The following is a 14,732-nucleotide window of genomic DNA, read 5'->3' as shown; positions in this document are numbered from 1 at the left end:
TATTAGAGAGCGGCTTTTTGTTTGGATTTCCACCATTCAATGAACGAAGGGAACTTGACCTGTCCCTTTGGCCCATTCTAGAAATTAAACCATTTGATCGAGTTTTCTAAATTGTTTTATAGGGAAACAAGCAAAGGTGAACTTATTAACTTAGTAAAGGAGGGCAGCCTAGCTTTAACATAATACATAAAGAGGAGTGTTCAAATGAATTACATAAAGTGGATTGCGGCCGTTGCCGCAATGGTATTTGTGCTGAGCTTCAGCCAGCCCAAGGCAGATGCTGCTGTTCTAAAGAATGGCTCAGCAGGCCAGGAAGTTACATATATTCAATCAGCATTACAAAAGCTTGGTTATTTTAATACAGACAATACAGGGTATTATGGAACGGTAACAGAGAATGCAGTAAAAAACTTTCAATATGATTTCGGTTTAGCAGCTGATGGAATCGTGGGAGTTAACACGGCAGAAATGCTTAGGAATGTGGACATGCTTGCCCATGTTGTTTATGGAGAAGCGCGAGGGGAAAGCTATGAAGGCCAAGTGGCAGTTGCAGCTGTCGTTCTCAATCGTATGGAGTCCAATGAATTTCCGGATACTCTCTCCAATGTGATTTTCCAAAAGAATGCCATTACAGCTGTGAATGACGGACAATATTGGCTTCAGCCTGATGCTGCAGCATATCAGGCAGTAAGAGATGCCTTTGATGGATGGGATCCTACCGGCGGTGCCGTCTACTATTACAATCCTTATACAGCTACAGACCAATGGATTTTTACTAGAACCGTCATTAAACAAATCGGAAGCCACAATTTTGCCTATTAAAAAAGGGTACCTCTCCTGCACATGCCGGAAGAGGTGCCTTATTTAGTTTTGCTAGTAAGTTTGAATTGAAATCTGGTAATTTATATTACAAATATATTAAAATCACTATAATTTGTAACATAAAAAGAGTTTTACTGAAATCTCTCTGTTATCTCATGGTGTTAATATGTTCCTATCAAGGGACATAAAGGAGATATCATGAAGAAATTAGTAATCTATCTAATCACAGCTGTTTTTCTATCGTTTGGATTTTCCAATGTCACTTCAGCCGCAGGAAATACGTATACAGTAAAAAAAGGGGACACGCTTTGGGCGATCTCTAAAAAACATAATGTTACCGTTAACCAGATCAAATCTTGGAATAAATTAAAATCAAATACAATCAAACCAAAACAAGTGCTTAAAGTTACTGCTTCATCGGCAAAAGCTGCGGCACCTAAAAAGACAGCTGTAAAGGCTGCATCAACGAAAGCATATAAAGAAATTAAAGTGAAAGCGACTGCCTACACTGCCAGCTGCAAAGGCTGCAGCGGCATTACTTATACAGGAATCAATCTGAAAAAGAATCCGAAAGCCAAGGTGATTTCAGTGGATCCGAAGGTTATTCCACTGGGATCAAAAGTATATGTGCCTGGATATGGGGAGGCAATTGCAGGTGACAAAGGATCTGCAGTAAGAGGCAATAAAATTGACGTCTTCATTCCAAACAAACAAAAAGCCCTGCAATGGGGCAGCAAAACGGTTACTATTAAAGTTTATAAATAATAGAAATTAAGAGAATCTTCCTGGCGGGGATTCTCTTTTTATTTGGAAAAATAATGTGCCTGGGCTTTTAAGCCTATTTGCATAGTGGGAGTATTTTCTCATTTTTACTTATTTACTCAATTTTTACAAATATCAGATTGTATGCCAAAAAGAAGAGTGATTTACTAGAATGGTAGTGTCATGTAAACGTTTAAAATAAGTAAATAGGAGTGGATTACATGATTGGAAAGCAGCAAATAAAGTTGCTTAGCTTTATTAGTGTCTTTGCTTTGATTCTTAGTCTTATTAGTCCTTTTGCCACGGCAGGTGCAGAAGAAGTGAAGTCTGTGGCAGAAGCTATTGCGGATAATAACGGAGTTGCCACAGTCGAAGGTTATATTGTTGGAGTTACGAAAAGTACTTCAAGCTATAGCCATAGCGGTCCGTTTACAATTGCAACAAATATTGCCATCGCAGACTCACCCGATGAAACGGATCCCGGTAAAATACTGCCGGTTCAGCTTCCGAGCGGGTATGTGAGATCAGGATTAAACTTGGTGGACAACCCTGATAACCTTGGAAAGAAAGTTCAAATTACCGGTTCACTGGAAGCCTACTTTACAGTTCCGGGATTAAAGAACTCATCGGCTTATTCCTGGGTGGAAGAAACAGACCCAACACAAGTTTCAGCTGTAACAGCTTCCCCTGGAGCAGGTCCAGTTAAGCAGGGAACAGATGTTGTTTTATCGACAGAAACGGAAGGAGCAGTAATTCATTACACGGTGGATGGATCAGAGCCAACTTCTCAAAGTGATACATATACTGATCCGATTGTCATTAATGAAAAAACGACCATTAAAGCATTAGCTGTCAAAGAAGGCTTAACAGACAGCAGAGTAGCTGAATTTACTTATACGCCTGCATTAGGCGGACTTCGCATTCATGATATTCAAGGTGCAGGGCATTATTCCGAATATGCCAACCAATATGCTGCGGATGTGGAAGGCATCGTCACAAAAGTGGCAGATGCAAACAATTTCTATATGCAGGACCTGCAGCCTGACCAGGATCCTAATACTTCTGAAGGAATTCTTGTTTACAAGAAAAATCACGGTGCACAAGCGGGTGATGTGGTTGAAGTAACAGGGCAAATTAAAGAATGGGTGCTTGACGGCTATGCTGAGAAACTGGAGACGGATTTGCCTGTCACCGAAATTAATGCTTCAGCAATCAATAAAATAGCGTCAGGCCAGGAGCTTCCGGCTCCAGTCATTCTAAGTAAAGAGAACTTGCCGACTGAAGTGATCGATAATGACAGCTTTGGTGAGTTTGATCCAGAACAGGATGGAATTGATTTCTATGAAAGTCTGGAAGGGATGCTTGTTCAAGTAGACAACCCTAAAGTAGTTGCGCCTCAAAAATACGGTGAACTTGCAGTCGTCCCGGGAGACGTGGATACAAACACAGCGGCAGGCGGACTGCGCATTTCAGAAAATGATTATAATCCTGAGAGAATTACATTGGATATTAACGATGATGATTTTATTGCCAAAATGGGCGACAGCTTCAAAGGCAGCATCCAGGGGGTTGTCAGCTACGGATTCAGCAACTATAAAGTATTAAGTGACGCAGATTCATTGCCGGAATTTGTAGAAGGTCCTGCGGCAAGAGAAGAAACAAGTCTTATCCCTGAAGAAGATCAATTAACCATCGCATCTTATAATGTTGAAAACTTCTCAACAAAAACGGATGCGGAAAAGGTTACGAGATTAGCAGAAGCCATTGCTGATAATATGAAGCAGCCGGATATCATTGGTCTGACAGAAGTTCAGGATAATGACGGACCAACAGATAGCGGCACAACAGAGGCGGATCTAAGTGCAGCATTATTAATTGAAAAAATAAAAGAACTTGGCGGTCCAGCTTACACTTACACAGATATCGCTCCAGAAGATAAACAGGATGGCGGCCAGCCGGGAGGAAACATCCGTGTCGGCTTCCTTTATAACGCTGAAAGGGTAACATTATCGGAAGGCGAAAAAGGGTCAGCAACGGATGCAGTTGATTTTGAAAACGGTAAACTTACGCTAAACCCAGGACGTATTGATCCGGCCAATGAAGCATTTGAGGATAGCCGCAAAGCATTGGCGGCCCAATTCGAATTTAAGGGCGAAAGCGTCATTGTCGTAGCTAACCATTTTAACTCGAAAGGCGGAGATCTTCCTTTATTCGGCAAAGTTCAGCCCCCTGTCTTAAACAGTGAAATTCAGCGCATGAAAATCGCTAACGTGGTTAATGGTTTCGTAGAGGATGTTAAAGCAGAAGATCCAAATGCCAATATTGTCCTGCTTGGCGACTTCAATGATTTTGAATTCTCCAATCCTTTAAAGGCTTTAAAGGGCGATGAATTAACAAACATGATTGAAAAGGTTCCGGCAGAAGAGCGCTATACGTACAACTACCAGGGAAATGCGCAGGTGCTCGATCATATATTAGTATCCAACAACCTTGCCAAGAAAACAGAGGTTGATATTCTTCATATTAACTCAGGCTTCATGGAGGAACACGGCCGTGCAAGTGACCATGACCCTGTCATGATACAGACAAGCTTAAAGCCGGCAGTTAAACCGGAAGAGCCTAAATATGATCATGTTTTCAATCTGGTAAACTACCATGCGAAGAAATTCGTTGTTGGACCACATAATGCCTTGGTTATAATGGATGGAACATCCAGCCTCTCGCAAGGTTTGTGGCTGAAGAAATCCGCCGCTGTTAAAGGGGAGGGCCTAAAAAATACGAAAGTGGTCATCAGTTCTGCCAACAAAGGGGCAGTTGTTGATCTAACAGGATCAGAAATTAAAGAAGTCATGATTGAAAGCAGCAAAGCCGTAGAAATCCGCGGTGCCGAAAATGTCCAGAAATGGACTCTTGGGAAAAAAGCGGATCCGTCTCATATTATTTTCAAAGATTCGGATGGGGAAGAAATAGATTCTCCATATGAGGAAGAGGAAGCAGCATAGCATTTTAAGCCGGAGTATAACTACTTCGGCTTTCAATCCTCATTTTAAAAAATTAGCATCTGAAAGGAGCAGCAATTCATGAAATTGCCTATTAAAGTATTATCAACAGTAGCCTTATCAGCAGCATTAACCATCTCTACAGCCGTTCCGGCAGGTTTGGTTTCAGCAAATGAGACATCAGCTGCAGATTTCACGCTTTCCTTAATGCATACCAATGACTCACACGCCAATATGGACAGCGCCGCTAAAAAAGTGACGGCTGTAAAGGAAGTAAGAGAAGGAAATCCGGACGCCCTGCTTGTTGATGCAGGAGATGTTTTTTCAGGAACATTATATTTTAATAAATTCCTTGGACAAGCTGACCTTGAATTTATGAATCTGATGGGCTATGACATTATGACCTTCGGAAATCATGAGTTCGACTTGGGTTCAAGCGCGGAAGGGCACAAAGCATTGGCTGACTTTGTAAAAGGTGCACAATTCCCATTCGTTAGTACAAATGTGAATTTTTCTGAGGATGCTAACCTGCAGGGATTGTTTAGCGATGTAATATCGAGTGAACCTGCAAATGGAAAAATTTATAATGGCATCATCAAAGAAGTTAATGGAGAAAAAGTAGGATTTTTTGGTTTGACTACAGCTGAAACGGCCAGTATTTCCAGTCCGGGTAATGTTACTTTCGAGGACTATATCGAAGAGGCAGAAAAAGCAGTAAAAGCTTTCGAGGATATGGGAATCAATAAAATAGTGGCTGTAACTCATATTGGTTATGATGATAATCCGAATGTGGATAATGATTTAACCTTGGCTGCACAGGTAGATGGTATTGATGTGATTGTTGGAGGACACAGCCATACGCAATTAAATGAGCCAGTGGTTGTGGCAGCTGATCAAACAGGAGCAGCAAAGGACCCTACTGTCATTGTTCAAGCCGGCCAGTACAATAACTATCTTGGAACACTGGATGTACAATTTGATGAGGCAGGAACAGTAGTTGGGCAAGCAGGCAAGCTTATTAAAATTTCGGATAAAGCAGAGGATCCCGAAGCTGCAGTGCTGCTTGAAAAATACTCCTCCCAAATAGAGGAATTAAAGAACACGGAAATTGGAGCAGAAACTGTGACTGCACTCGAGAATCCGAGGACAAGCGGAGACAGCACAGGACCAAGTGTACGAAAAAATGAAACAGCGCTAGGCAACCTAATTACAGACGGCATGCTTGCAAAGGCCAAGCAGTATAACAACGACGTAATCATGGCGCTCCAAAACGGAGGCGGCATTCGTGCAGGAATTGATGCAGGGCCAATCACTGTTGGGGAAGTGATTACTGTACTTCCATTTGGCAACACATTAGCAACTATGGAACTAACGGGAGCTGAACTAAAAGAGGCTTTTGAAATCAGCGTGGGTCAGTATCCAGCAGAAAACGGCGGTTTCCTGCATGTGTCCGGTGCAAAAGTAGAATTTGATTCCACAAAGCCTGCCGGTGAGCGAATGGTTTCGATCGCTTATAAAAATGATCAGGGCACTTACACAGAAATCCAGGATAATCAAACATACACAATCGCTACCAATGCTTTCACAGCCAAGGGCGGAGATGGATATACAGTCTTCGCAAAAGCATATCAGGAGGGCAGAGTAACAGACCTTGGACTTTCTGACTGGGAAAACTTCGCCGAACACCTGACCAGTCTGGGTACAATCACACCAGCAGTGGAAGGGCGTATTGTAGATGTTGACAGTCTGCCGCCAGTAACAGAGCTGGATTTTGAAAAGGAATATACTCTTACTGATGATAAAAAGAAGAAGCTAGTAGTGAACAAGATTTCTTTTATTAATGTAGAAGAATCCGCAGAAATCAAAAACGGCATCTGGCTCAAAAACTCTGCTGTATTGCAGGGCAAAGGACTGAAGAATGTGAGTGTCCGTGTAACACCAAAGAAAGAGCCAATCATCGTAGACTTTAGCGGTGCAGAAGTGAAAGAAGTTATTATTGAGAAAAGTGATTTAGTGGAACTCAGAGGGGCAGAAAACATTAAAAAGATAAGTTATCGTAAGTAATAGAAAATTGTATCGAAGAGGAAACTGCACACCGTAGATAGTGTGCAGTTTTCTTTTAATGGTTCAAATGCTTCCGCCCTTTTGCTGATCTTTTTGATAGGATGGATTTATTCATAAATGGCAATAAATTTTGGAGGAGCAGGTATGGCTGGTATAAAATCAATAAACCTCGATGGGGAAGAAATCTATGTGTTTAACAGTGCCATCTATATTTTTGAATCGTCTGCAGGAAGTACGCTGGAAGTGGATCTGATTGTGAGCGAGGTTACTCTAAGAAAATATCAAGACAGGGAAAGTCTGATCACGGAAATTGAATTGGAAGATGGGCGAACACTAAGTTCATTTATGTTTCTAAAATCTGTACCGGGCAAGCTGCCAAGGTTAAGCTTATTTTGCGAACTTGATCCGGAGGAGTCATACGAAGGTGTTTTAAGAATAAGTGAGGATCATCTGGACTTTCCGGATATTGAAGCGGGCATTACATTAGAAGAAATTCGAAAAGTAGAAATGCCGAATGAAAGAATCACACTTAAATTAAACCTGCCGATTAACCAGGTGGAATGGCTAAAGGAGCAGAAAAATAAGGAATTGAATCAGCTAATTAAAGAGCTGTTAGAGGAATATATGGAGAAATAATCGAAAAGGTCGCTTAAAAGAAGAAAGAACAAAATCGAGCTGGCGGCTTAGCTCGGCTTTGTTCTTTTTGACTATGGGACAAGGTGCCTATCCCAATGTCCCAATTAATTAATCGTCCCGCGATCTACTTGTTCATACAGAATCCCCATATTACTCTTCACCTTTTTCGATACCTCGCACAATGCCTCGATTGCTTCCGCTTTATGGCTTCCCAGCTGATAAACCACATCATCGAACAGCATTTCCATCTCTCTTAAAATAGCGATGGATGCGAGGTTGTAGAGGTGGACATTATAGTAGCCGCTATTGTTGAAAATGGCTGTCTCGACATAAGGCCTAAAATTCTCTAGTAGAGTAGGGTATTCCGCCATTAATCGGTCTAACCCTTTACGGATGCCTTCAATAGTGCCGGCGAATTCGTCCAAAGGCTCCAGCGCGTTGTTGACACTGTTTCTGATTTTATCATCAAAGTCCGAAAACAGGCCAAATAACTTGCCGGGGATGGTATAATCCAATGCGAATTTGGTTGCGCCTTTGATGGTGCTCGACAGGAGTTCCAATGCATTTTCAATGTTCAAAGTGATTACCCATGCTTTATGCAATAAAGGCAAGAGGAGTGCATGAGTTGATCTGGTAAAGGCAGTATAAGCGGTATCCATCTGAAATTCCTTAATCTTCATTCTCAGCTCCATGTAGGGGGAATCTTCCAGTTTATACGTGTTCGTTCCCTGTACGGATATTGAATTGGAATGAGAGGATTTGCTTCTGATGGACTGTCCGAGGGAAAGATCCCTGTCATGAAAATTAGCGGCAGCGTCCTGGACTTGTTTCTGGTATTCGCTGATATGTGAAAGAAGCTTATCCCTGTTATTGTTTACGATCCCATAATGGGCTTTTAACTCACTGACCACAGCATCATACCAGAGTTCTTTTCCACCCTCAAACAGCTCCGGGATCTTATTGGAAATAATCCTGATAAGGCTTTTGGAAAGATCCTGAACATCCGCTTTCAAATCATACAAAAAGCTGCGAATTTCATTAAAGATGCTTTCCACACTGACGTTCGTCCGGAAAATATGTTCAAGCAGCTCGGCAGGCGGGGAATTCAGTATATAATTCAGTGATTTAGCATGACTTTCCGCCACATTTAACAAAGAAACCAAATGATCAATTTCAGCCGTTAATCGATTGCTTATGGAGGTAATCCCCATAAAAAGCGGTTCGCTGATCAGATTTTCAAACATCTCTTCGAAAATCTTCTGGAGGCGGCTGAGCCGTTCATAATAACGGTTTGCCTCATCGTCTACAATGGCAACCGAGTTGCCCAGGTACTCGTGAGCTAGATTCAGTCTTTCCATCACATGGCTTTGCAGGGAAGAAGCGAGGAGATCCAGATTCTCCTTGTTGATCTCAATGCGGTCTGAGTGCCCGCCATACAGCGGTACTCCCGTCCAGATGCTGGATACGATATGGGCATCAGCATCGATGTAGATTTTGCCATAGCCTGGCTTGCCGACTTCACCAATGACATAGAACTGAGTGCCATCTTCATTCCTCAAATAGCCTGTGTGGTTTGTACCAAGCTTTGATAATTCTGGGATCCCATTGAAGATTTCATACTGTTTGCCTGGAATCCTGCCATGTAGATTTAATGCAATCAAAGTCTGAGTCAGCACATCATAGCTGCTGAAATAATTTGTGATGTTGTCATACGTTTTATTAGGATCCATCATTCCCTCAGGGAGGAGTGCGGGGTTAAGTGTAACTGCCTTTACCTCCGGATTTTCAATTGCGACGGCACCTACTAAGCCGCCTCCAAGAGAATTTCCTGCAACATACTTAACACCGCCATTGTCCTTATACGTTTCATTCATCTGATTGTAGTATTCTCGTGCAGCTGTAATTTGTTCTGGGGTCAGGTCACTTAAAAGCTGAACATCTGTAATGATATCCTCATTTCCATATTTTGCTTTAGCATCTGTACCCACATAAATGATGGATATTTCTTTTGTTTCCGTATTCATGACTGTCATGGCATCAAGGCCCGTTGGGTCTTCATAACGAGTATTAAGTACACGATATTCATTATCATTTACATAAAATTTGGTAAATTTAGTGGGGTGTGTATAAGCACGGTACCCTGCGAGTTCAACTAAATCTTTATCATTATTTACGGTGATATTTTGATTTATAGGGGGAGGGCTCTCCAGTTTATCCATTATATACACCTTCTTTTATTCTTTTACAATTTGGTTAGGGTAATCTCTCTCTAAGGAATTTTCTTTAAAACCCTCAGAAGTTTCCCTGTGGATTAAGTTATCATTAAGAACTATCCCATAAGAGCCTCTTGGAATGTTTTTCATTTCCTCCAGATCTTTTACAACTTGATTAAAGATCTTTTCACTTGGCTTAGCATCCTTGTCTTTCATAAATAGTTGAATGCCGATTGTTAAATTTTCTGCCGAAAATTTACTTTCATCAAATGCGGTTTTTAGTTTTTCAATACTTTCCTTAGGATTACTTAGATATAACTCATATACAGGAATAATCGATTCATCGTTCTTGGATGTTGATATTAGGTAATAAGATGTCATAAAGCCATACCCGCCAACATTTTGAAGGGCTTCTTTTGTTTTTCCTGTAATTTCGCCTTTATCAGCGAGCGATTCGAAGTACTTATCAAGCTGCTGGAACTCTTCCTTGAAAATCATATGATAGAGTCCGCCTTTAATAGCATTCTGCACTTGATAATCATCCGCCCAAATCTTGTCTATATCTGCTTTATTCTCTTTTTCTATAATCGGTACTACTGCATAAGTATAGAAATGCGGTTCTCCAACAGATTCAACAAATACAGTTGCGCCATCTTTGGCACCAACCACATTATGGACCTTCACTTCCGTTTTATATTTTTCCTGGAAAAACTTTTTGGCAGCTTCATCAATCTGAGTTCTGTTTGCTTCAGCAATTTTATCCGTTTCTTTCCCATTCGCAAGAAAATAACCTTCCCCAGTATAATCCTGTACACTGATAAACGTATCACCCGAAGGCAAGGTTTGTACTTCTTTTGCTTTTCCACTGTCTTGATTGGTATTTGTACTATTCATACCAGAACATCCTCCAAGCATTAATGAAATTCCAACACTGCAGAGTAAAATTTTTGTTTTCTTTTGCATTATATAAATGTCCTCCCTAAAGGAATGTGCCATTCAGAATATATCCCTTATTTTAGCGGATGCAGTTATATTTTTACAGTTTAAACGTGGAAAATTACACTTTTTAGGTAAAAATAGGGATAAAGTCAGGCGTGTGAAAGTGTAAAATAGATAAAAAGTTGCAGACTCATTTATTTTTTTCTGTAAAAATTCTGTATCTGACTCCGGATAATGAAAATTAGGGGAGATCCTCTTTTGACGTCATGTCTTTACTTTCTAATTATTTCATTCGGAAACTCTCTGCTTAGAGAATTTTCTTTACTCCCTACTGACGTTTCTTTTTGAATGAGGTTATCATTTAGAGTAAAGCTGTAAGTCGCTTTTGGAATGCCGCTCATTTCTTCAAGATCCTTTGTGACCCGGTTGAAAATCTCCTCACTCGGCTCATCACCTTTATCGCTCATGAATAGCTGAATATTGATAAAGAGATTTTCTGCGTCAAATAGGTTTTTATCAAAAGCATTCCTTAACTCTTTTTTACTAGCATCAGGATCTCTTAAGTAAAGGTCATATACTGGTTTAATCGCTGCCTCAGTACTGAGCATGTTAATAAAATAATAGGGAGTCATAAAACCGAGTCCCCCTGCATTCTGAAGGGCTTCCTTTGTAATGCCTGTTACGCGCCTTTCTTCTGCAAGGGACTCTAAATAGTCGTCAAGCTTTCGAAATTCCTCTTCAAAAATCATGTGATACAAACCTCCCTGAATAGCACTTTGTATTTTATAATCCTCAGCCCCAATAAGGTGGGTCAACACCTCATTATCCTGAATCTGCACATAAGCATAAGTATAAAAATGCGGTTCACCTATAGATTCCACAAACACTTTAACACCCTTCAGAACACCGACCATATTATGTACCTTCACATCGGTTTTGTATGTTTCCTGAAAATACTTTATAGTGGCTTCCTCAATCACATCCCGGTTTGCTTCAGCAATTTTATCGGTTTTTTTTCCAAAAGGCTGACGGTATTCTTCCCCAGTATAATCCTGAACACGGATATACACCTTTTTAATATGTTCCTCTTCACTATCACGAAATAGACTAGAACACCCTCCAAGAAAAATAGACACCCCAATTAGTCCAAGTAGGAATACTCTTTTCATACGCATGTTTTTCCTCCAAATTAGATGGTTGCTTTTATTTTAGTGTAAGAAGTAATTTTATTACAGCAATAAACGTGAAATTTTACACTAAATATGTAAATTAGGAAGAAAGTATTGTATTTAGATTATTTTTTTAATAAAAATCAAATTGAATTTTCTGATAACACGTGTATAATGGATTTAAGGTAATGAAACGGAAAATGTCCGAAATAACATTCAACAGGAGGAATCATGATGGGCAGCAGCTTTTTAAAGGAAATAGCTCCCCAGCTGATCAAATGGCGGCGCACTTTGCATGCACTGCCTGAACTGGGGTTCATGGAGTATATCACTACATACAGAATCGGAAAAGAACTGGAAAAGATGGGTTTCAAGCTTTATTTAGGGAAAGACGCGCTTGACGAGAATTCCCGCATGGGGCTTCCTGCACAAGCTGATCTTGAAGCCCAAGAGAAAAAGGCGAGGGATTGGGGTGTTGAAGAGTCCTGGCTCGATCAAATGCGCGGCGGCAATACCGGGCTTGTGGCAGTCTGGGATACTGGCAGAAACGGAGACCATGTTGGATTCCGATTTGATATTGACGCACTGCCGATAAACGAATCTGCAGATCCTGCCCATCGTCCAGCTCAATTCGAATTTGGCTCAAAAGAAAAGAATGTGATGCATTCGTGCGGACATGACGGACATACTGCCATCGGACTTGGAGTAGCTCAGTATATTTCTTCCCATGGTGATCAACTTAAGGGACGCTTTACCCTTTTGTTTCAGCCGGCTGAAGAAGGTGGAAGAGGGGCCCGGGCGATGACAGACAAAGGCTGGCTTGATGATGTCGATTATTTTTATTCAGGCCACATCGGCATTAAGTCCCTGCCCGTTGGAACAATCGCAGCCACAACGCCGGGGTTTCTGGCTTCAACCAAATACAATGCTTATTTTAAAGGAGTTTCCTCACATGCCGGAATCAATCCCGAACTTGGGAAAAATGCTTTATTGGCGGCGACGACGGCTGCAAACAATCTTTACGGCATTCCCCGCCACCATGATGGCGTCACCAGGGTGAATGTAGGGAAGCTTTCTGCAGGCAGCGGCCGGAACATCATCCCGGGAGACAGTTATATGGAAATAGAAGTGCGGGGCGAAACACCGGAGATTGCTCAATATATGGCTGAAAAAGCGACCCGGATTATTCAGGCGGCAGCAGATATGCATGATGTTTCCTGCACGATCGAAGCAGTCGGAGTTACAGAAGTGGTTGTATGTGATGAGGCGTTGATTCCGAAAATCACCGAATGGTGTGAATCAAGCGAGCTTGTGAAAGAAGTGCTGCCTTCTGTCTCTGTCTCCGGATCGGAAGATGTCAGCTTTATGATGAACAGGGTCCAGAAGCATGGCGGCAAAGCTACGTTTATGCTGTTTGGAACGAAGCTTGATTATCCTCACCACCATCCTCAATTCGATTTCGAGGAAGAAGCTTTACTGGTTGCGGTCGATGCTTATATTCATATCTTAAATGGCGGATCGGCCATTTAAATTAAAGGAGGAAATCATGACGAACAACTTTGCAAGAACATTTCTGACAGAGAACAAGAAGACGTTTGAAAAGATCAGCGAGTACATCTATCACCATCCGGAAACTAGATTTGAAGAGTATGCATCGGCAGAATTTTTAGCTTCTGAATGCGAAAAAGCAGGCTTTCAGGTTGAACGCAAATCCGGAAACATTGAAACCGCGTTTGTAGCTTCCTATGGAAGCGGAGCCCCTGTTATTGGCTTTCTCGGTGAGTTTGATGCTCTGTCCGGATTGGGGCAGGTGCCAAACAAGACTTCGTACGAGCCAACCGAGCTGAAGGTCGGTCACGGCTGCGGGCATAACCTGCTGGGTACCGGAGCTTTTGCGGCAGCCTGTGCAGCAAAAAAGTATTTAGAAGAAAACAATCTTCCTGGAACTGTAAAATTTTTTGGCTGTCCGGGTGAAGAAGGCGGTTCCGGAAAAACCTTCATGGTCCGCGAAGGAGTATTTGAAGGAGTGGACGCAGCCTTAACCTGGCATCCATCTCCGGCCAACAGCATCATGAGCCTTTCCAGTCTCGCAAACTATCAGGTTTATTTTAGATTTAAAGGCTTATCCTCACATGCGGCGAACTCGCCTCATCTTGGACGAAGTGCTTTGGATGCGGTTGAGCTGATGAACGTGGGTGTCAATTACCTTCGCGAGCATGTCGTACCGGAAGCCAGAATGCATTATGCCATCACCAACACTGGGGGCATATCGCCAAATGTCGTACAAGCAGACGCCGAAGTCCTGTATCTGATTCGCGCGCCAAAGGTTCAGCAGGTGGATGAAATCTACAAACGGGTATGCAAAATCGCGGAGGGCGCAGCTCTAATGACAGAGACAGAGCTTACCATTGAGTTTGACAAGGCTTGTTCCAATTATATTCCAAACCGCAGCCTTGAAAAAATTCTCTATCAAAGCCTTCAGGAATCCGGCATTGAAAAACCGGACGAAGAAGAAAAGGCCTTTGCCGAAAAGCTTTGGACAACCCTATCAGATGGTGAGAAAGAAAGCTATTTGGATATTTTAAGAGGATTTGGCTATGTAGGGGACGGAACTGAGTTTGAAGGAAAATACCTGGCAGAAACAATCTCAGCCTATGAACCTTCCAAAGAAGTTCTTGCCGGCTCTACTGATGTTTCCGATGTAAGCTGGGTTGTTCCAACCGCACAGCTGACAGCCTCAACATCAGCACTGGGCACACCGCTGCATACATGGCAGATGACTGCACAAGGCATCAGCAGCTATGCCCACAAGGGTATGCTCCGGGCAGCAGAAGCAATGGCTTTAACAGCTGTTAAACTGCTGACCAACCAGGAAGAATTGGAAGCTGTCAGACAGGAATTCAATGAGTTCAAGCAAGCCAATCCTTACACATGTCCAATTCCTGCAGAGGTAAAGCCCTCTGTTTTAAAATAAGTGCTCGCTTACTACTGACAGGGGACGCAGAAAACGGAGAGAAGCAGTCCGAACTAGGCACCACTTCGGACAGAAGAAGCAGAATTCGGGATCAGCAAGTCCGAACCTGGCCGCCGCAGCGGCACTCATAAGTAAGAAAATCCAATAAAAAATA

10 protein-coding genes are annotated in these 14,732 nt (G+C 42.1%); 7 read left to right on the top strand and 3 right to left on the bottom strand.

Annotation, left to right across the window (positions count from 1 at the left end; all coding sequences use genetic code 11):
* Positions 1 to 204: 204 nt before the first annotated feature.
* The 5 genes from DFO72_RS13990 (at position 205) to DFO72_RS13970 (ending at position 7,283) form a co-directional block, all read left to right on the top strand.
* A complete protein-coding gene (locus DFO72_RS13990; RefSeq protein WP_113882278.1) occupies positions 205 to 822 on the top strand; it encodes a cell wall hydrolase in 618 nt (205 codons plus the stop codon).
* A 198-nt stretch (positions 823 to 1,020) separates the two neighbouring features.
* Positions 1,021 to 1,587: a 3D domain-containing protein gene (locus DFO72_RS13985; protein WP_113882277.1), complete on the top strand. Its 567-nt coding sequence runs from the start codon at positions 1,021 to 1,023 to the stop codon at positions 1,585 to 1,587.
* 218 nt (positions 1,588 to 1,805) lie between these two features.
* On the top strand, positions 1,806 to 4,586 hold the full coding sequence (locus DFO72_RS13980; protein ID WP_113882276.1) for a DUF6359 domain-containing protein: 2,781 nt from the start codon (positions 1,806 to 1,808) through the stop codon (positions 4,584 to 4,586).
* 78 nt (positions 4,587 to 4,664) lie between these two features.
* A complete protein-coding gene (locus DFO72_RS13975; protein ID WP_113882275.1) occupies positions 4,665 to 6,647 on the top strand; it encodes a bifunctional metallophosphatase/5'-nucleotidase in 1,983 nt (660 codons plus the stop codon).
* A gap of 144 nt (positions 6,648 to 6,791) precedes the next feature.
* The gene (locus DFO72_RS13970; protein WP_113882274.1) at positions 6,792 to 7,283 is read left to right on the top strand and encodes a hypothetical protein; all 492 of its coding nucleotides are present in this window, start codon (positions 6,792 to 6,794) and stop codon (positions 7,281 to 7,283) included.
* Between the two features lie 104 nt (positions 7,284 to 7,387).
* On the opposite strand, the gene DFO72_RS13965 is transcribed toward DFO72_RS13970, so the two are convergent.
* The 3 genes from DFO72_RS13965 to DFO72_RS13955 form a co-directional block, all read right to left on the bottom strand.
* Positions 7,388 to 9,502 (bottom strand): SA1320 family protein, encoded by a 2,115-nt coding sequence (locus tag DFO72_RS13965; protein ID WP_113882273.1) that lies wholly within the window; start codon positions 9,500 to 9,502, stop codon positions 7,388 to 7,390.
* A 15-nt stretch (positions 9,503 to 9,517) separates the two neighbouring features.
* Positions 9,518 to 10,390 carry a DUF1672 family protein gene (locus tag DFO72_RS13960; RefSeq protein ID WP_243856167.1) on the bottom strand — a complete coding sequence of 291 codons (873 nt, stop codon included), beginning with the start codon at positions 10,388 to 10,390 and terminating at the stop codon, positions 9,518 to 9,520.
* 317 nt (positions 10,391 to 10,707) lie between these two features.
* Positions 10,708 to 11,610 (bottom strand): DUF1672 family protein, encoded by a 903-nt coding sequence (locus tag DFO72_RS13955; RefSeq protein WP_113882271.1) that lies wholly within the window; start codon positions 11,608 to 11,610, stop codon positions 10,708 to 10,710.
* A 228-nt stretch (positions 11,611 to 11,838) separates the two neighbouring features.
* Between DFO72_RS13955 and DFO72_RS13950 the strand changes: the two genes are divergently transcribed.
* Both DFO72_RS13950 and DFO72_RS13945 read left to right on the top strand, forming a co-directional pair.
* Positions 11,839 to 13,134: an amidohydrolase gene (locus DFO72_RS13950; protein WP_113882270.1), complete on the top strand. Its 1,296-nt coding sequence runs from the start codon at positions 11,839 to 11,841 to the stop codon at positions 13,132 to 13,134.
* 16 nt (positions 13,135 to 13,150) lie between these two features.
* Positions 13,151 to 14,578 carry a M20 family metallopeptidase gene (locus DFO72_RS13945; protein WP_113882269.1) on the top strand — a complete coding sequence of 476 codons (1,428 nt, stop codon included), beginning with the start codon at positions 13,151 to 13,153 and terminating at the stop codon, positions 14,576 to 14,578.
* Positions 14,579 to 14,732 lie beyond the last annotated feature (154 nt).

This window comes from Cytobacillus oceanisediminis (genome assembly GCF_004366035.1).
Classification (GTDB): Bacteria; Bacillota; Bacilli; order Bacillales; family Cytobacillaceae; genus Cytobacillus; species Cytobacillus oceanisediminis_C.
Note: the sequence above shows the minus strand (reverse complement) of the source record. Positions and strands in the feature narration are given on the sequence as shown.

Excerpts from the sequence above, each read along its gene's own strand:
- DFO72_RS13965 (WP_113882273.1), bottom strand. The coding sequence starts at position 9,502 with ATGGATAAACTGGAGAGCCCTCCCCCTATAAATCAAAATATCACCGTA.
- DFO72_RS13975 (WP_113882275.1), top strand. The coding sequence starts at position 4,665 with ATGAAATTGCCTATTAAAGTATTATCAACAGTAGCCTTATCAGCAGCA.
- DFO72_RS13980 (WP_113882276.1), top strand. The coding sequence starts at position 1,806 with ATGATTGGAAAGCAGCAAATAAAGTTGCTTAGCTTTATTAGTGTCTTT.
- DFO72_RS13945 (WP_113882269.1), top strand. The coding sequence starts at position 13,151 with ATGACGAACAACTTTGCAAGAACATTTCTGACAGAGAACAAGAAGACG.
- DFO72_RS13985 (WP_113882277.1), top strand. The coding sequence starts at position 1,021 with ATGAAGAAATTAGTAATCTATCTAATCACAGCTGTTTTTCTATCGTTT.
- DFO72_RS13955 (WP_113882271.1), bottom strand. The coding sequence starts at position 11,610 with ATGCGTATGAAAAGAGTATTCCTACTTGGACTAATTGGGGTGTCTATT.
- DFO72_RS13990 (WP_113882278.1), top strand. The coding sequence starts at position 205 with ATGAATTACATAAAGTGGATTGCGGCCGTTGCCGCAATGGTATTTGTG.
- DFO72_RS13970 (WP_113882274.1), top strand. The coding sequence starts at position 6,792 with ATGGCTGGTATAAAATCAATAAACCTCGATGGGGAAGAAATCTATGTG.
- DFO72_RS13950 (WP_113882270.1), top strand. The coding sequence starts at position 11,839 with ATGGGCAGCAGCTTTTTAAAGGAAATAGCTCCCCAGCTGATCAAATGG.
- DFO72_RS13960 (WP_243856167.1), bottom strand. The coding sequence starts at position 10,390 with ATGAATAGTACAAATACCAATCAAGACAGTGGAAAAGCAAAAGAAGTA.